The organism is Bradyrhizobium barranii subsp. barranii (assembly GCF_017565645.3).
Taxonomy (GTDB): Bacteria; Pseudomonadota; Alphaproteobacteria; order Rhizobiales; family Xanthobacteraceae; genus Bradyrhizobium; species Bradyrhizobium barranii.
In genome coordinates, this window is record NZ_CP086136.1 from 9,008,316 (window position 1) to 9,030,234 (window position 21,919).

Consider the following 21,919-nt stretch of genomic DNA (forward strand, 5'->3'; position numbering starts at 1 on the left):
GGCACCTCCGGCAGACGGGCCAGATTTCGAGGATGCAGCGGCGGTGTCATGACAACGATCTTTCAGATATGGCCTCAAACCGGGAGGGCTGACTAAAGGGAAGCTGATTTGAAGGAGAAGCGCAGCGGATTCCGCCGTTCAGGGCCACGGCTCGATCATGCCGAAAGGGCTCTGCCCCACCTCCCCTTGACTGCTCTTGATGATGGTGACGGCCTCAGCGACGTGCCGCTGGAGACGCCGGCGCCCGCACCAGCTTCGGGAAATTTACGGCTGGAGGCAGCTTTGCGAAGCTACGGTCCACCTCCTCGAGCACAGTTGGACACTCGACGACGCCTGCAGCGTCCCAGACTCAAGGCTCGGCTGTCTTCGGTCCGGCGATCACTGGCGCGCCTCCGACGGAAACAGGTCCCTGTGGTTTGGACCGCCCGAAGCGTTTCCTGGCGGCGCTCGAAACAGCCCGGGCTGGCGACAAAGGAGGCTCGGAAGCAGCAGAAGGGACAGGTGTTGAACTCTGCAGCGCATCGATCCGCGAAGTCAGTATGGTGATCTGATCCAGGACCCCTTTGAGGACATCCCGCTGGGCATCGATCCGGCGGTTGAGTTCTGCGATCTCATCACCATTTTTCTGCTGTGCCCACTTTATCTCGGACAAGGATGCCCTGTCCTCCGGTGGCAGGCTCATCGTTGAAGCGACTTCGCTGCTTTCCGGCGTCTCGACAGGCTCTTCAAGGTTAGCCCAAAGCCAGGCGCTAGCAGCACACGAGCCGACGAGGATAAGCGGGAGCACCAAAACCGGGAGAATCCGTCTTGACGGCCCGTGCAAGAGCGGCCGCAAGTCTGAAGCGGCCGCTTGATCAATCAAGTCCATTGTCCCTCGCTCAAGATCTCGTTCCAGCAGGCTTATTTTGTCGACGCGATAGCTCGCGATGCTCCCGCGTTCCAGGAGCTGCCAGCGTCGACAATAATCAATCTTGGTGAGCTTCCCGATCGGCTGCGCCTACTCCTATGAAACGCTCCTTCTTGAGCAACGCGACAATTTGCGCGCGTGCTCAATGATAGCGCCACCAGCGAGCAATGGTTCTCGTCGTAGTCGGCGATGGCGCAGCATTCTCTCATCATTCAGAAGAACCTTGCAGATTTTTTACCGTGCCCCGGCACGAATGCAAACCGTCCACTGATTCCTGCAAGTGTTCGATGGAGCCCCGCCTCACGCATTGCCCAGACCAGCAACCTCGTCTGGGACGCGCCACGTAAGCGCCACGGCTGATCGGCCGAGCCGCAATGGCGCGATTGGACCGGCAAACATTGCACCTGATCAACTACCAGTTCCGGCAGGTTGTTCGAGATGACGGGCACGTGGCAAGCGTAACCAACGAACGCCGCGCACATCAAGGTTTTGGATGCAAGACAGTTTTTGCCGCGCCGACGGCAGAAAGCAACTGCTCGCCGATATCCGCCAAAGCTGCTCGATGGCTGATTCCTCCGGTCCCCTGGGCTATCACGTTGGATGTTGTGGTGTGGTTGCCGCGCGCGCAAATCCAAAAGCTCTTCGGCCTTCAAGCCCGCCGATCGTCTCGTGTTTCGCTGACAACGATACCAATGAAACGCTTCGTGAAGCCAAGCCTCTTGCACGGCTAGCCTTGCTTTCGGGTGGCTGCCGTTTGGTCCAGAAAGCCGCCTTCGATGCAGATGCGCACCACCGCCAGACTCGCCTGACGCACAGTGAGCAAGGTGGACATTCGCAACGCTTTGGCGGCCAGGACAGAACGCTCCGCGCGCTCGTGAGCATTTGCCGAGCCAGCGCTCTCCGCTGGCTCTGGGCGCACCGGCGTCACGCACAACCAAAGTCTCGGACCAGATCATCCTCGCGCCGCGAGCTGAGAGGTTCAGGAAGCCTGAGTGGCTCTGTTCGGATAGATCGAGTTCTGGCTCGTCCCCCTCCCCCACGGACGCGAAACGACAGCCGCGATGCCGCTTGCTCGTCATTGCGAGGAGCGCTGGCGACGAAGCGATCCAGACTGCCACTGCGGGGGGGTCTGGATTGCTTGGCTGCGCTTGCAATGACGATGTGGAAGCAGGCGCGTGCCACACGCCGCCGCGAGCTCACTTCGGGCCAATCAGGCCGCATATTCATGGCCGGCAGACATGGACCCGAACTACGCCATGCGTGATTGCCTTCTTGCGACGACCTCGCCCCGGACATACTCGGCTACGGCAGCACTTTCTTTCAATTTAAGACCAAGGGGAAAGCAATCTGGGCTTGCTATCGCACTTTCGCTAGCGGCTTGTCTGGTCGGCAATCCCGTACTGGCACAAACCGCGAGCGGACTTGATCCTAGTAACCACCCTGTGGATCAGGCCAGCAAAAGAGGAAAGACTTCCGACCGGGCCGCAAAGCTCCCGATCGACCTGATCTGTCAGGCAATCCGCCCTCCTGCCCCGGCGCGAGCAGCAGGTCCCGGAGTGCCTTTGGAGAAGCGCGGCAATGCGGACAGGGCTGCTCAGACGAGACCGCAAAAAACGATCGATCCCTTCCAAAGGTACGACAATCTGCGTGAAAAAGGGTTGTGGTTCCCCATCCCTGGTCCTGCAGATACGATTGATCAGGACAAGGGGGGCGTTAGATCTGCGCTGGCGGACGTCGGCATCGGCTATATCGGGTGGACACATAACTCCTTTGCAAGCAACCAGCTACCGCATGCAGCCAGAAGCACTATCGCAAACCAGCTCTATATGGGCCAGAATCCGACTTTCGCGTCGGCGAACTTCATGATCGTCACCTACGATCTGAGCCGGTTTGGCATTGCCGACGGACAGATTGTCGTAGGGGCCGAGCAGCAATACTGGACGTGGGATCGCCCAGGGCCAGATCGGGTGGGACTCAATACGCTCGCCTACTACCAGACTTTCTTCAATAGGACACTAGAACTCAAACTTGGCTACCTCAGAAACCAGAATGAATTCACCGGCACATTGTTCGGAGGAATCACAGGATCGAACATGTCTGCCTTGTTCCAGGCTGGGATGAGCACCAATGCCGCGCCCACGCCAGCGGCCAACTTGAAGTACAATTTTGACGCTCGCTTGTACAACAAGGTCTCCGTCCAGCGCTCAATCAGTCCAGATGGTGCCTATGCCCATATAACCGAGAATCCCACCGGCTTGAAATGGAGCACGGCCAATGCAGGCATCCTTCTTGTCGAAGAAGCCGGCTACAAGAGCAAGGCTGCTCCCGGCGTACCCGACACGTGGCTGCGGGCGGGCGTTGGTTTGAACAGGAGCCGCTACACGAATTTGGCGGATCCCAAGCAACAAAGGGAGAGCGGAAATAATTTTCACTACATCGCTGCGGACAGGCAGCTCTGGCAGAGTGACGCCCTTGGGTCGCCGTCTCGCGGCATCTACGGCGGCTTCTCCGTCATGGGAGCTCCACCTGAGCGCAACAGGATCAGCCGGTATTACGAGCTTCGTCTTTATGCAAAGGGACCTTTTGATAGCCGGCCCAGTGATCTGATTGCTCTCGTGGCGACCAACACGGCCTGGAGTAAGCTTGCAGTGGATGCTGCTCTGGCAAAAGGCCAGCTTGCGCACCGCGATAGCACAGCAGTCACGGGAACATACATCGCGCATCTCGCTCCGGGGATATATGCAAGCGTCGGACTGTCATACATTCATTACCCGACAATCATCACACACGCGCCCCAAACGGAACACGCGCTCAATCTGTTGATATCTACGTTGATATTCTTCTGATCATCGCAAGCGCCGTTCTGCTCCGACGTTATCGTGACGCATGGGACCGAACCCTACCACGGCAAGTCGGCTAAGCGTGACAGAAACGAGAGCGCGACCTTCGACCGAGCAACGAGCACCACTTTATCGGCATGGGGAAGGACCTGGACGATCGTAAGCTCGGGGGAAACCAGCGAGCGGAAGGCATGGAGCAAGGGCGAATCGCGGGCATCGATTGCGATTCTGATCTTATGACCTTATTCGCGCCCGTGAATTCCGCAACCTTCACCAAAGAACCCAATTGCATGAGACGAGGCGGTCTCGCGGGCGCCGGCATCACCGCGTTGATGAGCCGCGAGGCCGTTTGCTACGACAATGCCCCGATGGAGAGCTTCCTCCATACACTGGTTCGTCATCGCAACCATAACCGCGCCGACGCCCAGCGCATTATCTTTGCTTTCATCGAGGGCTTCTACGAGCCGAACCCGGCTCCATTCCGCAATCGATATATCGCCCGATCGAGATGGAGCTAAAAGCCGCTTAAACCCCTCCACTCTTTCGGGGAAGATCAGACTGCCCTAAATTTAGAGCCGAGTCATCTGGATCGACGGATACTGGCGACGGTATGGATTGATCATCGAGCAATCGCCAAAGCTCCCCTGGAGAGAATTGCTCTAGATCGAAACTAAGCCCTTCTGGACCGGCGGAGAACGACGGGGCAGGGTGTTTGCGCGTTTCGCGGGATCGTGAGCGCGGATTTCAGGGGATCGTGAGCAGAGATTTCAGACGATCGTGAGCAACGATTTCGCGGGATCGTGAGCAAGGCTTTCGGAGCCTTGCAGCGCTTCGGCCGACAACTCAACCGGCTTAGGGATGACCTCGTGGTTAACGAGGAAGTCCAATGCCTACCCAGAGATTGTCGATGCGCCGGATCAAGGAAGTCCTTCGGTTAAAACATTTTCAAGGCCTGCCAGAGCGGGCCATCGCGCGGAGCGTGGGCGTCAGCAACGGCGTTGTGCACAGCTACCTGAGCCGCGCCCGCTCTGCTGGGTTGAGCTGGCCGCTTCCGGAGGGAATGACCGATGAAGACCTGGAGCTTTTGCTTTTCCCGGCCCCACGACCAGCGTCTCAGAGCCCGCAGCGGCCGGTGCCCGACTGGAGCTACATCGATAAAGAGCTCCGCCGGCGCAACGTAACCCGTCGCCTGCTCTGGGAGGAGTATCGCGCCGTTAATCCCGACGGTTTCGGGTACACGTGGTTCTGCACTACCTACGAGGCCTGGAAGGGGCGGGTCCGACCTTCGATGCGGCAGATTCATCTGGGCGCCCCGTGGGTCGGTCAAAATCCCCCGGGTATGGTCACTTGAAACTCCCCCACCTGATGATCGCCGTCAGCGCCGCTGAACAGCAGTAGCCGGTCAGGCAGGACGTTTATGTTCGACCCCTTTAGCCAGCAAGGGGCCGGGGAGTTGAACGTCTTGAAGCGACATCTGCAAAGCACCGTACTTACATTACTTGATCGCAACACCAGCCAGCGCGAGATTCACCGGCTGACGGGTGTCGATCGCAAGACGATCCGGCGTTATCAGGCGCTGCGGGCCGGTGCGGAGGCAAATTCCCCCGGGGAAGTGACCACCGGCTCGGTGAGCGCGGACGGCCAAATTCCTCCACCCCGACCACCGGCTTTTGGGACATCGGAAGCGACGGTCACCAGCAGCCTGGCCCGTTCGGCTTGCGAAGCGCATCGGACGTGGATCGAAGAACAGGTCCGGCTGAAGCGGAACGCGCAGGCGATTTACCAGGACCTGGTTGATCAATTTGGCTTTCCGTCCAGCTACCAGAGTGTCAAGCGGTTTGTGCGCCGGTTGCGGCACGCTGATCCTGAGCAGTTTGATCGTCTTGAGTTCCTCCCCGGCGAGGAAGCTCAGGTCGACTATGGCGAGGGCGCGCCGACGGTTGATCCGAAGAGCGGGCGGTACCGTCGTCCCCGCCTGTTCGTGATGACGCTACGCTACTCGCGGCGCAGCTTCCGGCGGGTAGTCTGGAAGTCCAGCCAACAAGTCTGGGCGCAGCTCCACGAAGAGGCGTTCCGGTATTTTGGCGGGGTCCCCAGCTATGTCGTGCTCGACAACCTGAAGGAAGGCGTCCTCAAGCCGGATTTGTACGAGCCCCAGCTCAACCCGATTTACAGCGCGATGCTGGCTCATTACGCCGTGGTCGCCGATCCCGCGCGCGTGGCCGATCCAAATCGGAAAGGATGCGTCGAGAATGCGATTCAACATACCCAGGGCACTGCGCTGGCCGGACGGCGCTTCGAGACGCTGGAGGCGCAAAACGAGTTCTTGAGGCACTGGGAGGAGAACTGGGCTTCCAAACGCATCCACGGCAGCACGCGCCGTCAGGTCGAGGCGATGTTCCAGGAAGAGAAGCCGCACCTGCGGCCGCTGCCTGTCGCTCCCTTCCGCATCTTCACCGAAGTCGTCCGGACTGTCTGCGACGACACCACCGTACGCGTCGACAACAGCTATTACGCCGCGCGGCCCGCGCCGATCGGCAGCCAGGTCGTCGTGCGCATCTACACCACCACGATCGAGATCCGTGATCGCCACACCCGTGCGCTGCTGCGTGTTCATTCCCGGATGGCGCACCCCGGTTCTGTCGTCCTGCCGACCAGCGAACGGCCGTTCAACCCGTCGCGGCAAACCGCCGTGCTGCTGGCGAGCGCCGAGCGCATCGGACCGCAGACCAGGGCCTTGTGCCAGCAGGTGTTCGACACCGAAGGGCGCCCCGGACAGCGCGCGATGTGGGGCATTGTCGGGCTGGGCCGGAAGTATCCGGCGCGGCTGGTCGAGCAGGCCTGCGCGCACGCCATCGACAACCGCATCTACCGCTACAAGCACGTGCGTGCGACCGTCGAGCGGTTGTTCGAACAGGCGATCGAGCAGGTTGGAGTGACGCCACAGCCGGCATCGCCGCTCACCCAGGATCATCCGCTGATCCGTACCCCCGCGGAATACGGCGACCTCTTCAGCCGCGCTGTGCGGCGCGACGCCGACGACAATGGTCGGCAGGCCGAGGCTCACGACGATCACGCCACGGCAATCCGCGCTCGTGTCGCCTGCGCAACCCCGGCCAACTCCGGCGCCACGAGCGCTCCCGCTGCACCTTCTCACCTTAAACTGGAGACCTAGCCACATGATGACCATGCCGGAAATTGAGCGTTGCCTACGACAGCTGCGCCTGTCGGGTGTCCGCGACACGCTGCAGACGCGCGTGCTCCAGGCGCAGGGCGCCAACCAGCCCTTCCTCGAGACCTTCTCCCTTATCCTGCAGGATGAACTGGACCGTCGTCAGTCCCGTCTTATCGAGCGGCGATACCAGCAATCCGGGCTCGACGAAAAGCTGACGCTCGCCGAGTTCGACTGGTCCTTCAATCCCAAACTGCCACGTCAGACCTGCTTCCAGCTCCACACCCTGGCGTTCATTGCCGCTGGCGAGAACGCTCTGCTTGTTGGCAAACCTGGCACCGGGAAGTCGCACATCGCCAAGGCGATTGCCTATCAGGCGATCCTGCAAAGCCACAAGGTCCAGTATCTTGAGACCGACGACTTCTTCCACCGCTACGCCCTGAACTCTCCGGCACAACGCGAGGTCCGGCTGCGAACCATCATCGACTGCGATCTCCTCGTGCTGGACGATCTATTCCTCGCACGCGCCATCCCCGACGACGCCGGCACTTTGCTGCAGACCCTGATCCATCAGCGTTACAAACTGCGCCGCAGCGTCATCGTCACCTCCAATCGCGTCGTGCAGGATTGGGGGGCATACCTTGGGGACAACACTATGAGCACGACGATCCTCGATCGCCTTATGCATCATTGCCATCTGCTTGAGTTCGACGGACGCAGCTATCGGCTCAAAGAAGCCGCTGAAGCTCTTGCCCGGGAAACAAACTCAAACTAACAGTCCCTTGTCCTGCCTCGCGGGTGGAGGAATTTGACTGACCACACCCGGAGGAATTTGAAGTGACCCGCGGGGGGCGGCGAGAAGGTGTTCGTGGATTTCGCCGGCGACACCATCGACATCGTCGATCCGCTGACCGGGGAAGTGCAGCCGATGAAGCTGTTCGTCGCGGCGATGGGCGCTTCGAACTACACCTACGCCGAGGCCTGCCCCAGCGAGAGCTTGGCCGACTGGATCCGGGCCCACGTCAACTTGTTCACGTTTTTGAGCGGAACGCCGACGTTCGTGGTCTGCGACAACCTCAAAGCCGCCGTCAGCAACCCCGACCGCTACGATCCCGGCCTCAATCGCACTTATGCCGAGATGGCGAGCCATTACGGCACGGCCATTCTCGCCGCACGGCCGCGGCGCCCAAAAGACAAGGCGAAGGTCGAGGTCGCGGTGCAAATCGCCCAGCGCTGGATTCTGGCCCGGCTGCGCAATCAGCGCTTCTTTTCCCGGGCCGAGCTCAACGCCGCCATCAAGACACTCGTCGACGAACTCAATGCTCGTCAAATGCGTGGCTTCGGCTCAAGCCGCGCCGAACTGTTTGCCGAACTCGACAAACCCAAGCTAACCCCGCTGCCAGATCAGCCTTATGCCTTCGCACGCTGGAAGCGCTGCCGCCTCGCTCCCGATTATCATGTCGAGGTCGACGGCCATTGGTACTCCGCGCCGTATCGTCTGATTGGCGAGCTGGTCGATGCCCGTATCGACGATCGGACGGTCGAGATCTTCCACAAGGGCCAGCGGATCGCCAGCCATGCCCGCGCGCCCAACCGACGCGGACACACCACCATCGCCGACCACATGCCCAGCGCCCATCGCCGCTACGGCAAATGGACCCCCGCCGCGGTGATCGCCGCCGGCGAGCGGATCGGTCCTTCGACAGCAGCGTTTTTCCAGGCCGTGATCGACGCCCGGCCCCATCCAGAACAAGGCTTTCGAACCTGCCTTGGCATTCTGGCGCTCGTCAAAAGCTACGGCGCCGAACGCCTCGACGCAGCCTGCCGGAGGGGCATCCTCATCAAGGCGCGCTCCGTCGCCTCGATTAGATCGATCCTCCAGAACGGCCTCGATCGCACGTTCTTCGACGAATCTTTCGAGCACCAGCCCCTGCGCCACGGCAATATCCGCGGACGCGACTACTTCCACTGAAGCAAGGAGAGACCCGGCATGCTTAACCACCCAACCCACGAACGGCTGATCGAGCTTGGCCTGACCGGAATGGCCAAGGCCTTCGAGGAGCAGCGCCGATCGCCCGATCTCGAAGCCCTGCCGTTCGAAGATCGCATCGGCCTGTTGGTCGACCGCGAAGCCGCCGAACGCGACACCAGGCGGCTCACCACGCGCCTCAAGATCGCCGCACTGCGCCAGACTGCTTGCGTCGAGGACGTCGATCTGCGCACCCCGCGGGGCATCGACCGCGCCGTTTTCGCCAAACTCGTCGAAGGTCGCTGGATCGATCGCCACGAGAATTTGCTCGTCACCGGGGCAACCGGCCTGGGCAAAAGTTGGTTAGCCTGCGCGCTCGGCCACAAGGCCTGCCGCGACAACCGATCAGTCCTCTATCATCGCGTTCCAAGGCTGTTCGAGGCGCTCGCGCTCGCGCGCGGAGACGGACGTTACGCTCGGCTCCTCAAAAGCCTCGGCCGCGCTCAGCTTCTGATTTTGGATGATTGGGGACTATCGGTGCTCACCGCCGCGGAACGCCGCGATCTGCTCGAAATCCTCGAGGACCGCCATGGCCGCGCATCCACCATCGTCACAAGTCAGCTCCCCGTGGACACCTGGCATGGAGCCATTGGGGACCCCACGGTCGCCGACGCCATTCTCGATCGCCTCGTCCACAACGCCCACCGCCTCCAGCTCACCGGAGAAAGCATGCGAAAACGCAGCGCCAAAACCATCACCCTTGACGGCCAACCAGAACACTGACTCTATCTCCCATCGGCCGTAGCGGGCTGCTCACGATCGTCTGAATTCAGTGCTCACGATCGCGCGAAATCGATGCTCACGATCCGTGAAATCCGCATCTGGATCCACCCCACACCCCACGACTTGCGTGACGATGCGCGCTCTGCGCCAGCATCTGAATTTGCAGCCGCCTCGTCGTTCGCAGGACCGCCGGGGGCGGCTCCGGAGCTGCGGGATATAGGAGCGATCGTTGGCGCCGGCTGGCGCCACGGCTCCCAGGCGGCTTCAGTCGTGTTGATCGATGTATTGGGAAATATGCATCTGCTGCCAAACCAGTTGTAAGCGGAGCTTTTCTCCCATTTGATTGACTGGTTTCGCTTCGGCTTTCGCTCTGCGATCCTTGGCTTGTCAGAGAGCCGAGAGGAGACTGAAGGCGATGGAACAATCGGGGGAGGAAGCCGAAGCTGATGGCTTTGTAGGGAAGCTTACGCGCCGGACGCGTTCTGGAGGCCGGTTATGGTCTGCGGAGATCAAGGGGCGCGCTGTTTTCGAGAGCATGAAGCCCGACGCCCGGGTATGTGATGTCGCACGGCGTTACGGTGTGAAGGCCCAGCAGTTGACGACGTGGCGCAGATTGGCGCGTGCTGGCCGGCTCGCATTGGTCACGGACGACGCGGCGGATTTCGTGTCGATCGAGCTGAGCGATCCAGTGGCGTCAGGCAAGAGCGAGGGGCCCGTCGAGATTACGATTGGCAAGGTTTCGGTTCGCCTGGATGCGGACGTGTCGGCGGTGCGGATCGCGGAGATCGTGACTGCGATCGAGCGCGGCGCATGATCATTCCGGCGCAGGGACTGCGGATTGTGCTTGCTGTGCGTCCTGTTGACTTCCGGTGCGGGCACGACGCGCTGGCCGGTCTTGTGCAAAACACGCTTGGGCTCGATCCGCATTCGGGCCTGATCGTGGTTTTTCGTTCGAAGCGCGCCGACCGGCTGAAGATTTTGCTATGGGACGGCACGGGCCTCGTTTTGGTCTACAAGCGCCTTGGCCGCGATGGTCGTTTCGAGTGGCCGCAGATCAGCGACGGCGTCATGCATCTGACGCGCGTGCAGTTCGAAGCGCTGTTCGATCACCCATGTTGATGCCCCTCCTTGTTAGGCTGACAGATTCTTAGATCAAGTTGCGCGATGACGTGGTTTCGAAGGTCTCCGATGGCGTGAAGAACGGATGGTGTATTCGGGAAGAGATAGGCGCCGCTGGGCTGGCGATCAATTAGCAAACGCTTGGTTCGGATCTGAACATAGAGCCAGTTTACTGGAATCTCGAGCCTTCGGGCCAGTTCGGGCGGGCTGAGGTATGAGTCGTCATGCTCCCATCGGCTGCGCTGGGCAGTTACCTTGATGGCGGCGGCACGACGGAGCCGCCCAACGGTGATAGGCAGCACCTTATCGGCGCAACGGGGAGAGCGGTGACCTTCCCGAGTAAGGATTGTGGCGATCTTGTCGTCTGGGACGCCGTCGCGAGCGAGCGTCAGAAGGCGTTCCCGCATCTCTGTGCCTCGCGTCAATCTGGTGACGGAGTTGACGCTCATCTTCACTTCGAGCTCCGTCACGGCGCCTCCCCGCCAGACGATCCTAGCCAGGGCCAAGTCGCGCTCACCGCGGTCGAGAACGACCTTTTCGATGAGACATCGCAACAACGCCTTGCGATGCGCATCCGAGATAGTCTCGTCACCCCATATCTGCGGGAGGCGGCCGGTGAGGCTGATGACCTTGTCGTTGAGCTCCTTGCTTATGGCCACTTGTGTGATGGCTTTGGGCGGCGTCTGTCGGGCAAGCGCCTCTTCGGCGGCGCGCACGTCGTTTAGCGCCGCTTCCCATCGACGCTCGAGTTCCGAGGCGACCAACCGATTATCTGGATCAGCTCGGTTGAACTGCCGTTCGGCGAGCGCCGCCGTGTATCGCTTGCGCTCGAGCTCTCGTTCTGCACTGGAGCGTAGCGCATTGTTCGTCTGCTGCTGCACCCGGCGGGAGCGCGACAAGGCATCGAGTTCGGCCGGCGCTAGTGCGGTTAGGAATGCGTCGCCAACGGCTGCATCGATATGGGCGGCGCGGATGTGTTGGCAGGTTGGCTGACCTTCCTGGGTACGCAGGTGATTGCATACATATTCGCCGCCGCCCTTGTAGCGGACGTACATCTTATGGCCACATCGTGCGCACCAGGCAATGCCGTGGAGCAGGAGCTCGCCATTGCGAGGCGCGCCGCGGGTTTTGATGCGCATGTATTCGGCTCGGTTATCTCTGATGACGGATCGGATTTTTTCATAAATTGGCCAGTCGATATAGGCTGGATATCGATCTTTAACGACGATCCGCCACTCCTCCATCGGCCGCGGAGCCTTTTGTGGCAGGGCCCCCTCCCGCTTCGGCGGCCGGAAGCGGGTTCGTCCATAGACAAAGGCGCCCGCGTATGCGGGGTTCTTCAAGATCGCCGCGACGGCAGCCAGCGTCGCGCGCGTCCAGCACAAATCGCCATATCGATCACGACGCGGCAGTTCCAGGTCACGCTCGTTCAACGCTCGCATGACCTTGGCAACGCTGCGCAGCTGCAGGAATAACTGGAAGACGAGACCGAGCCGCCCTTGCACGGCCATGTCGGGATCCTTAACGACCACACCGCTCGGGTCCCGCATCAGCCCGATTGGCAGCATAACCGCAAGTTCGCCGCGTTCGGCTTTGGCCAGCAGGCCGGCGGTCAGCCGGCTGCGGATCGTATGTAGCTCAAGCTCGGAGATCGAACCCTTCAGCCCGAGAAGCAACCGTCCGTTGGGAGTGCCCGGATCATAGACACCATCGCGGTCGGCGATCAGGCAGCCACGTAGACCACAGATATCCAGGAGCGGATACCAGTCGGTACAATTACGCGCCAAGCGGGTCACGTCGATCGACAGGATGAGTCCCACTTCACTCAGGCCAACACGGCCAACGAGTTCCTTGAAGCCGTTACGCTGTGCTATAGACGCGCCGCTCAACCCGAGATCGGCATCAATCACGTCGATGGCCGCCTCACGCCATCCGAGTTCGCGGGCGCGCTGGCGAAGCGCGTATTGAAGGCGCAGGCTCTCCTGATTGCTTACGACCTGATGGGGCGTCGACTGCCGGATGTAGACTACGGCTTTGCGCGCCAAGTGGCTTGGTGTGACCAGCTCGGACTTCATGAGGGATCTCCGCCAAAATTGCGGCGACGTCTTCGACGATCTGGCGTCGGAGCGCGGGCGTCAGCGTCGACCAAAGATCGGCTGGATCCATGCTCATGTGCGTCGGGACAATCCGCTGTCGATAAAAGCTCGAGTAGAGCCTCCATACTCAGCTTAATCTGATTTGCCTCTTGCTCATAATATTCGATTGCGGTTGCTTGAATCAGAAGACTGCTTCCTGCGCGATACTCAACTTCATACGAAGCGGGAATGCCTCGGCCTCGCTGACCGATCTTCCTAATCACTCGATATGAGCGCCCCCACAAAGGATGGTGGGGGTCCCCAACCTCGACCACCTCCGGAAATGATTCGTCAGACTCACTATCAGGGACATTCCTCAATCCCCTCGTTTGAAGGGCTGAACTGGAAGCGAGTGGGCGAACGGATTGTCGCGACGCCAGCTGCGGCGAACTGACTCAGACCCGACAACCTGTTTCGCGCGGGGCTTTGGGATGATAGCTTGCGGATGTGCCGCCGTCCCCCATTGATCCCGCCCGTCTTGCAGCGCTGCCCGCCGATGTGCGCGCGCTCTTCCGCGCGCAGGAAGCGATGATTGAAGCCGAGCGTCGTCGCGCAGACGATGAATGCTCGGCGCGCCTTCATGTCGAGAGTGAACTGGCTGCGTCCAAAGAGAGCGTCGAACGCCTCGAACTGCTCGTGAAGGAGTACGAGCGCGCACGTTTCGGTAAACGCTCGGAGAAGTTCAATCCCGATCAGATGCAACTGGTTCTCGAGGACATCGAGATTGCCATCGCCGAAGTCCAGGAACGCCAGGACGATCGTGCGCGCCGCGCCGGCACGGCGCCGTCCAGCCGCCGGACCAGGCGCGCTGCCCGTGCCTTTCCCGCGCACCTGCCGCGCATCGAGCAGGTGATCGAACCCGAGAACCTCGAGTGTCCCTGCGGCTGCGGCCGGATGGTCCAGATCGGCGAGGATCGCTCCCGCCGTCTCGATGTCATGGCCGCCCAGTATCGTGTGATCGAGACGGTGCGACCGCGCTACGCCTGCGCAAAGGGCTGCACCGGTGTTGCTCAGGCGCCGGCGCCCGCCCATCTCGTGGAGGGTGGCATCCCCACCGAGGCGCTGCTGGCGCAGGTGGCGGTCGCCAAGTTCAGCGAGCACATGCCACTCTATCGTCAGTCGCAGGTTCTGGCTCGGCATGGCATCTTCATCGATCGCGCCGTTCTGGCAGACTGGATGGGAACGGTCGCCTTCCACCTCGCGCCGCTGGTCGAGCGCATGAGCGTCGTGATGAAGCAATCGGGCCGCTTGTTCATAGACGAGACCAGGGCGCCTGTGCTCGATCCGGGCCGGGGCCGAACGAAGACCGGCTATCTGTGGGCTGTCCTGCGCGACGATCGCGGCCACGGCGGCGCTGATCCACCAATCGTGGTCTACCACTACGCGCCAGGACGCGGTGGTGACCATGCTGAGCGCATCCTCGAGGGCTTCGACGGCATCCTTCAGGTCGACGGATACCAGGGCTATCATCGGCTCGCACGGCCCAAGCGCAAAGGCGGCGTGCCGCTGCGGCTGGCCGCATGTTGGTCCCACTCAAGGCGCAAGATCATCGCAGCGACTCCGAAAGCCGGCTCACCCATCGCCGAAGCCGTTCTCGCGCGCATCGCCGCACTCTATGCGATCGAGAAGGAGATCCGTGGCGCCGACGCCCCGGCTCGGCAAACGACCCGTAACGAGCGATCACGGCCGCTCGTCGCTGAACTCGAGAGGTTTCTGCGCGAGCAAGCCGCTCGCCTGTCGCCGGGCAGCGAGATGGGCAAGGCGATCGCCTATCTCCTGAACCATTGGGATGGCCTCACCTTGTTTCTCGACGATGGTTGCGTTGAGATGGACACCAATCCCGTCGAAAATCAAATCAGGCCGCTGACTCTGACGCGTAAAAATAGTTTATTTGCTGGTCACGACGAAGGTGGTCGTTCATGGGCGCGCATAGCTTCGCTCATCGCCACCTGCAAAATCAACAGCGTGGAGCCCTACGTCTGGATGAAAGCGACGCTCAAAGCGATCGCAACCGGTCACCCGCAGTCCCGGATCGACGAGCTCCTGCCCTGGTCGTTCGGCCGCACCTCGTAATTCTCCGTCGTTGCCGCCTCCATACCCCCCGCCAACGATTTGCAAACACGTTGATCAACAGACTGCAATCCCCACGCCAAACCTTTGCGAATGGGACGCGAACGTCGCTTACAACCAGTTCGGGCCAAGTCAGTTTGTGATCAATGGGGAGCGCTATTTTCGGCTACGTTTGGACCAGGAGGCCGCAGGGATGTTCGCCTGATCCATCATCCCCGCGTGAGCCAGCCGGATGAACCAGGCCCGTCTCAGTCGCTCTATCGTCCCCGGCCGATCGTGCCAGCCGTGCAATCCGGTGAGGGGCCCGTTGATCTTGGGTATCTGATCCGCGGGGATGGGAGCACCGAGATCGATTCCTTCCGCCCTACCTCGTCCGCGCCCTGGAAGGCCAAGGCATCCTGCCGCGGGCGGGCCAACCAACCTATTTCGAGATCCGCGGAGTGCCTTACAGGGGTGAATTGGTGGAGAGCGAAGGCCGCCAGCGCGTACGCATTTATCCTGAACGTGGCTGAAGAGGCAGCAGGGCCTGCAATCGAGCTTTCGGCGGGGCAGCTCGCGTAAGGCGTTCTATAGCGAGGCTGTTGGCAGGCGATGGATCCGTTGCAGGGGCACGGCCTGAACCGTCCAGCCTCCTCTTTGTAGAATCTGCCAAGCGATTCTACCAATTTGGTGCGTGCCCGGACATGCTTTCTGCATCCCTGATCCTTTCACATAGTCCGCCAATTCTTGTCTTGAAAACCGCAGCTACCACAGATCGAACGCATTCCTGATCGAGGGAGCACCGGCGCCGAGCGCAGGCGATAGCCAAGCGCCAAGAACTTGGCCACCAAACGAAAGTTTGCTGACAAAGGCTTTTCCTGATGGCCGCCCAAATTCCTCGGCGGGCGCGGTATTTCGCAACCTGCATAGCTTAAGGCCTCATGCCCAGTTCAGTTATTGCGCTATGCAAAGTCCCCTCGCGCTGCGTTGCAAACACCTGGTCCGCTCGGGAGCAGAGTGCAAGTGCCCACTGGACCTGGGAAGCCGATGAAAGCGAGCTTGGTGCGATAAAAATCGCTAAGGTCAGCTTCCTCCCAGCGCTTTTCCCAAATAATCTCGAAAAGGACCAATGAGGACAGAGTGTGCGGGCGGCCGCCGGCGCTCAGGCTCACCGCCCGCAGCAAGCCAGCGTTCGATAGTCCTCACGCTCATGGCGATCTGCGGCGCGATCCCGCGCGGCGACAGACCGGTGGCGCGCAAGTCGAGGATTTCGGCATGAAGTTGCGCGACGATTGAGAGCCGCGGGCGACGGCTCGTCAGATTCTCGAAAGTTTGTTCATAGTAGGACTAGCTCAATTGATTTCATGACGAGAGGCTAATGTGGAACCGCACAATTTTGACGTAACTGCCGGGCCGCGGTACAGGTCTCGCAAGAGCATCAACCCGACCGATCCGGGCAAGACGACTTTGAGCAGCAATTAAACGAGGTGCGCGAAGCCGATAACGCGATCCCTGACGGTGGGCCACGCGGTAGGCCCTCTACCAATGTGTCTAGCTACACCAGCAGTCCCCGGCCGAGCCGATGAGTGCACTTGCCAGGAGCAACCTCTTGCCAAGCGAGGTCCTCATCAACGATGAGCGTAACACAGCTGAGTTGAGAGCAGCGAAGAGGCCAAGGGCCCTAAAAAGTCCGCAAGGCGTTGCCATTGAGCAGCAGCTGAGCGAGTTCGCCAATTCAGGCGGTGGTGGAGCAATGTCAGCAGCCTCCGCGATGCAGCCGGCTCAATCAACTGGGATTGTGGTACGGGGGCATCAGTTGGACAAGCGGCCTGTTTATCCGAGGATGCTCCCGAAATCTTGAGGCTTGAGGAGGCTCTCATCAAAGGCGGGATGGTCGCCGGTGGGGCGAAGCAACATGCAGGCGCTCTTCTTAGCTTTAGCCGTTGGCTCTTCGCAAAACGCAGACCGAGCATTGTTGCTCGGCAGGACAATAAGTCGCTGAGCAATGGCGGTGACGTACGAGTTCGTCGGAAAGGGAAATCCCAAAATCCTCCTTGTAGCATTAGACCATCTCCGCACCTTTCGGTCGACGGGCGAAGTCATCGTACGCCAACGGAGCGGTCGCGCCCGCCCCCCGAACGTGGCCCCCATCCATCCCGAAAGCGCGGCACTGATGGAACCGACGCTCATCGGCGACGCCGCTGCACAGCACAGGGCCTCGTACGAAGCTAGCAGTCGGCGAGAGGAGCTTCGGGACGGGCAGGAGGATCAACCCGCCCCGTCGGCTTTCGTCCCAGGGCACGTCGCGATCAATCCCGAGCAGCTTCATCAGTGGGAGCTTTTGCAAGTGCTGGATCATCTTGGTCATCAACCCATTCCGTCACCAGCCTCCGTCCCTTCGGAGGAGCTTCAGCGACTGGAAAAGGACTTACAGGGCGAGTTGCACCGACACCCTGCCGCGTCGTTCTCCGCCGATCCAGAAGAGTTTAGTTTCGATCTAAAGCAATTCTCTCCAGGGGAGCTTCGGCGATTGCTTGATAATCAATCCATGCCGTCCCCCGTCTCCTCAGAGGAGCTTCAGCGACTAGAAAAGGACTTGCAGGATGACTTGCGCCAACACCTGCGGATTTCACGGATCGTGAGCATCGATTTCGCGCGATCGTGAGCACTGAATTCAGACGATCGTGAGCAGCCCGCTACGGCCGATGGGAGATAGAGTCAGTGTTCTGGTTGGCCGTCAAGGGTGATGGTTTTGGCGCTGCGTTTTCGCATGCTTTCTCCGGTGAGCTGGAGGCGGTGGGCGTTGTGGACGAGGCGATCGAGAATGGCGTCGGCGACCGTGGGGTCCCCAATGGCTCCATGCCAGGTGTCCACGGGGAGCTGACTTGTGACGATGGTGGATGCGCGGCCATGGCGGTCCTCGAGGATTTCGAGCAGATCGCGGCGTTCCGCGGCGGTGAGCACCGATAGTCCCCAATCATCCAAAATCAGAAGCTGAGCGCGGCCGAGGCTTTTGAGGAGCCGAGCGTAACGTCCGTCTCCGCGCGCGAGCGCGAGCGCCTCGAACAGCCTTGGAACGCGATGATAGAGGACTGATCGGTTGTCGCGGCAGGCCTTGTGGCCGAGCGCGCAGGCTAACCAACTTTTGCCCAGGCCGGTTGCCCCGGTGACGAGCAAATTCTCGTGGCGATCGATCCAGCGACCTTCGACGAGTTTGGCGAAAACGGCGCGGTCGATGCCCCGCGGGGTGCGCAGATCGACGTCCTCGACGCAAGCAGTCTGGCGCAGTGCGGCGATCTTGAGGCGCGTGGTGAGCCGCCTGGTGTCGCGTTCGGCGGCTTCGCGGTCGACCAACAGGCCGATGCGATCTTCGAACGGCAGGGCTTCGAGATCGGGCGATCGGCGCTGCTCCTCGAAGGCCTTGGCCATTCCGGTCAGGCCAAGCTCGATCAGCCGTTCGTGGGTTGGGTGGTTAAGCATGCCGGGTCTCTCCTTGCTTCAGTGGAAGTAGTCGCGTCCGCGGATATTGCCGTGGCGCAGGGGCTGGTGCTCGAAAGATTCGTCGAAGAACGTGCGATCGAGGCCGTTCTGGAGGATCGATCTAATCGAGGCGACGGAGCGCGCCTTGATGAGGATGCCCCTCCGGCAGGCTGCGTCGAGGCGTTCGGCGCCGTAGCTTTTGACGAGCGCCAGAATGCCAAGGCAGGTTCGAAAGCCTTGTTCTGGATGGGGCCGGGCGTCGATCACGGCCTGGAAAAACGCTGCTGTCGAAGGACCGATCCGCTCGCCGGCGGCGATCACCGCGGCGGGGGTCCATTTGCCGTAGCGGCGATGGGCGCTGGGCATGTGGTCGGCGATGGTGGTGTGTCCGCGTCGGTTGGGCGCGCGGGCATGGCTGGCGATCCGCTGGCCCTTGTGGAAGATCTCGACCGTCCGATCGTCGATACGGGCATCGACCAGCTCGCCAATCAGACGATACGGCGCGGAGTACCAATGGCCGTCGACCTCGACATGATAATCGGGAGCGAGGCGGCAGCGCTTCCAGCGTGCGAAGGCATAAGGCTGATCTGGCAGCGGGGTTAGCTTGGGTTTGTCGAGTTCGGCAAACAGTTCGGCGCGGCTTGAGCCGAAGCCACGCATTTGACGAGCATTGAGTTCGTCGACGAGTGTCTTGATGGCGGCGTTGAGCTCGGCCCGGGAAAAGAAGCGCTGATTGCGCAGCCGGGCCAGAATCCAGCGCTGGGCGATTTGCACCGCGACCTCGACCTTCGCCTTGTCTTTTGGGCGCCGCGGCCGTGCGGCGAGAATGGCCGTGCCGTAATGGCTCGCCATCTCGGCATAAGTGCGATTGAGGCCGGGATCGTAGCGGTCGGGGTTGCTGACGGCGGCTTTGAGGTTGTCGCAGACCACGAACGTCGGCGTTCCGCTCAAAAACGTGAACAAGTTGACGTGGGCCCGGATCCAGTCGGCCAAGCTCTCGCTGGGGCAGGCCTCGGCGTAGGTGTAGTTCGAAGCGCCCATCGCCGCGACGAACAGCTTCATCGGCTGCACTTCCCCGGTCAGCGGATCGACGATGTCGATGGTGTCGCCGGCGAAATCCACGAACACCTTCTCGCCGCCCAGATGAATCTGCCGCATCGAAGGTCGGACCCGCCCCTTCCAGGCCTCGTAGGTAGTGCAGAACCACGTGTACCCGAAACCGTCGGGATTAACGGCGCGATACTCCTCCCAGAGCAGGCGACGGGTTACGTTGCGCCGGCGGAGCTCTTTATCGATGTAGCTCCAGTCGGGCACCGGCCGCTGCGGGCTCTGAGACGCTGGTCGTGGGGCCGGGAAAAGCAAAAGCTCCAGGTCTTCATCGGTCATTCCCTCCGGAAGCGGCCAGCTCAACCCAGCAGAGCGGGCGCGGCTCAGGTAGCTGTGCACAACGCCGTTGCTGACGCCCACGCTCCGCGCGATGGCCCGCTCTGGCAGGCCTTGAAAATGTTTTAACCGAAGGACTTCCTTGATCCGGCGCATCGACAATCTCTGGGTAGGCATTGGACTTCCTCGTTAACCACGAGGTCATCCCTAAGCCGGTTGAGTTGTCGGCCGAAGCGCTGCAAGGCTCCGAAAGCCTTGCTCACGATCCCGCGAAATCGTTGCTCACGATCGTCTGAAATCTCTGCTCACGATCCCCTGAAATCCGCGCTCACGATCCCGCGAAACGCGCAATCCAGATCAACGAAGGAGTCGAGACCGCCGTAGATGTTTGACGATCGAGGCCTCACGCACGACGGCGATGCGGAGTCTTGCATCTGTTGCCCGAGCCAGGCCCAGGCTCCCTGGCTGGGGGTGGCCGGTGTAGCAGGAAGCTCGAGCGGCGGATGAGCTTGCGCGCCCCAGTGCGGCGCTGGCTCTGGTGAGGCGGGTCCTTGGATCTGCTCGCCAAGCCAGTTCCAGGCTCCGGCGCTCGGCGTCGCCGGGGTTGCGGGAAGCTGCTGCGACGAACCGGCCTGCCAATGGCTGGGCGCGCTGGCATCGATATGTTGGGCCCGTGGATCTGCTCGCCAAGCCAATCCCAGGCGCCCGCGCTCGGGCTAGCTGGCGTTGCGGGAGGACCCTGCAGTGCATGCGGCTGTCGAGCAGCTTCCCAAGAAGGCTGGCCCGGATCCTCAGGAGGCCTCAATCCAAGCGCCCTGTTCGCCTCCAGGATTTGCTCGTATCCGCCAAGTTTGACCAGATCAGCATTGATCTTCTTGTCGTTGGTTTCGCGCCTGTACTCCTCGAGATCCCGGACAAACGCGGGGGTGGAAAGTCGGCCGGCCATCGGTGGCCTATCATGGGTCCGCAGCCACTCACTCAGCTTAGACATGCGGCGAGCTTGCCTGTCGATCGTCTTCGGCTCGATCCTGTGTGTTGCCTTTTCCGCCGCCGCCCACATGTGGATGAGGGTTGCGTCCGCGCCGTGAGGAGCCAGTCGGCGGAGATCAGGCGCCAGGGCGTTTCCGGCACCGACCTCACGGAGCTTCTTCAAGGCCGCCTTGATGCGCGTGCCGCGGCGGCCTGCGTACCTGTCGACCTCCTCATCGAGCTCAGCTTCCAGCTGGTGGTTTTCCACCTCCGGATTGTCCTGCTGCGCGTTTTCCAATTCCCGGCTATTCGATCCGCAATTGAGGGCCTGCCGTGCTCGCTCAGGAGCACGCTCAAATGGCGCAAATCGGTTGCCGCATTCTTGATCGTGCCGTCGGTGAGGTTACCCGCCGCCTTGTTTCGGAAATCTTTAATGAGCTCCTCATCGGCCGCAGGGACCCCGCGCGTCCGGCCCGGCTGCCTCGCATAATCAATTCGTAAGTTCGTCGAAAAGACGTCAGATTGCCCAGCGTCGCGCGACGAATTTTCACTGCTGCTCCGGCCAAGCGCCTTGCCGATTCCCGACTTGAAGCGTGACCATAATCTGCGGCTTTTTCCGCTTTTGGCCGACGCGGCAGACTCTGCGTCCGGAAAGCTTTAGCGCGCGCTGCTGAACAGATCATCTCGCAAACTAGACTGCGGCACTTGCGTCGCAGCGGTAAGCTGAAAGCTGGGAATGTCTACGCTCCGGCGCGTGTCGCCTAGCGCACTCTCCCTAAAAGTGGAGTGCGGCGGCGCCCGCATCGAACCGCCGAAATCGTCCCGCCGGACTGCTCGACCACCTCCTGCGGGAGGCCGATCAGGTGAAGTTGACTTGCTTTGATCAGACGGATCGAGATGCAAATCCTCCATACGCTTCTCAAAGTCGCCTTGCTCGCTTGAGTCGCCCCGTCGCTGACCCGCCCGCCCCGGCAGCGTGGCGTACTCCCGCATCCAGGCTCCTGAATCGAAGAATGGGTCAACCGGATCCATCCTGCTCTCCTCATGTTTGTAGAGACCCTGCAGCAATCCGTACGGCCTGGATTACGGCGAGATTGCAGCTCTTCAGATTCT

At 61.1% G+C, this 21,919-nt stretch carries 15 protein-coding genes and 2 pseudogenes; 13 read left to right on the forward strand and 4 right to left on the reverse strand.

What is annotated here, in order from left to right; genetic code table 11:
* Positions 1-349: 349 nt before the first annotated feature.
* Positions 350-868 carry a hypothetical protein gene (locus tag J4G43_RS43875; RefSeq protein ID WP_011084803.1) on the reverse strand — a complete coding sequence of 173 codons (519 nt, stop codon included), beginning with the start codon at positions 866-868 and terminating at the stop codon, positions 350-352.
* A 413-nt stretch (positions 869-1,281) separates the two neighbouring features.
* Between J4G43_RS43875 and J4G43_RS43880 the strand changes: the two genes are divergently transcribed.
* From J4G43_RS43880 to tnpB, 11 genes and pseudogenes are all read left to right on the forward strand, one after another.
* Positions 1,282-1,638, forward strand: a complete 357-nt coding sequence (locus J4G43_RS43880) for a hypothetical protein (protein WP_208088612.1) — start codon at positions 1,282-1,284, stop codon at positions 1,636-1,638.
* Between the two features lie 825 nt (positions 1,639-2,463).
* Positions 2,464-3,753: a carbohydrate porin gene (locus J4G43_RS43885; RefSeq protein ID WP_224517703.1), complete on the forward strand. Its 1,290-nt coding sequence runs from the start codon at positions 2,464-2,466 to the stop codon at positions 3,751-3,753.
* A gap of 131 nt (positions 3,754-3,884) precedes the next feature.
* Positions 3,885-4,265, forward strand: a complete 381-nt coding sequence (locus J4G43_RS43890; RefSeq protein WP_011084799.1) for a transposase — start codon at positions 3,885-3,887, stop codon at positions 4,263-4,265.
* 368 nt (positions 4,266-4,633) lie between these two features.
* A pseudogene (locus tag J4G43_RS43895) lies at positions 4,634-5,056 on the forward strand (sigma factor-like helix-turn-helix DNA-binding protein); the annotation flags it as partial.
* Positions 5,057-5,164: 108 nt separating this feature from the next.
* On the forward strand, positions 5,165-6,922 hold the full coding sequence (gene istA, locus J4G43_RS43900) for an IS21-like element IS1631 family transposase (protein ID WP_100214066.1): 1,758 nt from the start codon (positions 5,165-5,167) through the stop codon (positions 6,920-6,922).
* 4 nt (positions 6,923-6,926) lie between these two features.
* Positions 6,927-7,694 carry an IS21-like element IS1631 family helper ATPase IstB gene (gene istB, locus J4G43_RS43905; protein ID WP_038952109.1) on the forward strand — a complete coding sequence of 256 codons (768 nt, stop codon included), beginning with the start codon at positions 6,927-6,929 and terminating at the stop codon, positions 7,692-7,694.
* A 75-nt stretch (positions 7,695-7,769) separates the two neighbouring features.
* Positions 7,770-8,891 (forward strand): annotated as a pseudogene (istA, locus tag J4G43_RS43910) (IS21-like element ISFK1 family transposase); the annotation flags it as partial.
* Between the two features lie 18 nt (positions 8,892-8,909).
* Positions 8,910-9,671: an IS21-like element ISFK1 family helper ATPase IstB gene (gene istB / locus J4G43_RS43915; protein ID WP_011090937.1), complete on the forward strand. Its 762-nt coding sequence runs from the start codon at positions 8,910-8,912 to the stop codon at positions 9,669-9,671.
* Between the two features lie 72 nt (positions 9,672-9,743).
* Positions 9,744-9,992, forward strand: coding sequence for a hypothetical protein (locus J4G43_RS43920; RefSeq protein ID WP_208088613.1), 249 nt, complete (start codon positions 9,744-9,746; stop codon positions 9,990-9,992).
* Positions 9,993-10,086: 94 nt separating this feature from the next.
* Positions 10,087-10,485, forward strand: a complete 399-nt coding sequence (locus tag J4G43_RS43925; RefSeq protein WP_026192391.1) for a transposase — start codon at positions 10,087-10,089, stop codon at positions 10,483-10,485.
* Positions 10,482-10,790 carry an IS66 family insertion sequence element accessory protein TnpB gene (gene tnpB, locus J4G43_RS43930; RefSeq protein WP_060907863.1) on the forward strand — a complete coding sequence of 103 codons (309 nt, stop codon included), beginning with the start codon at positions 10,482-10,484 and terminating at the stop codon, positions 10,788-10,790. The genes J4G43_RS43925 and tnpB overlap by 4 nt, the downstream gene beginning before the upstream one ends.
* On the opposite strand, the gene J4G43_RS43935 is transcribed toward tnpB, so the two are convergent.
* Positions 10,778-12,865: a recombinase family protein gene (locus tag J4G43_RS43935; protein WP_049810452.1), complete on the reverse strand. Its 2,088-nt coding sequence runs from the start codon at positions 12,863-12,865 to the stop codon at positions 10,778-10,780. The genes tnpB and J4G43_RS43935 overlap by 13 nt on opposite strands.
* 588 nt (positions 12,866-13,453) lie before the next feature.
* Between J4G43_RS43935 and tnpC the strand changes: the two genes are divergently transcribed.
* Both tnpC and J4G43_RS43945 read left to right on the forward strand, forming a co-directional pair.
* Complete coding sequence (gene tnpC, locus J4G43_RS43940; protein ID WP_224517700.1) at positions 13,454-14,998, forward strand: IS66 family transposase; 1,545 nt, start codon at positions 13,454-13,456, stop codon at positions 14,996-14,998.
* A gap of 2,149 nt (positions 14,999-17,147) precedes the next feature.
* Entirely contained in the window at positions 17,148-17,639 is a 492-nt protein-coding gene (locus J4G43_RS43945; RefSeq protein WP_225005458.1) for a hypothetical protein, read from the forward strand.
* A 53-nt stretch (positions 17,640-17,692) separates the two neighbouring features.
* Here the strand turns inward: J4G43_RS43945 and istB (J4G43_RS43950) are convergent, their stop codons facing one another.
* Positions 17,693-18,454 (reverse strand): IS21-like element ISFK1 family helper ATPase IstB, encoded by a 762-nt coding sequence (gene istB, locus J4G43_RS43950; RefSeq protein WP_011090937.1) that lies wholly within the window; start codon positions 18,452-18,454, stop codon positions 17,693-17,695.
* 18 nt (positions 18,455-18,472) lie between these two features.
* Positions 18,473-20,014, reverse strand: a complete 1,542-nt coding sequence (gene istA / locus J4G43_RS43955) for an IS21-like element ISFK1 family transposase (RefSeq protein ID WP_060907903.1) — start codon at positions 20,012-20,014, stop codon at positions 18,473-18,475.
* Between the last annotated feature and the right edge of the window lie 1,905 nt (positions 20,015-21,919).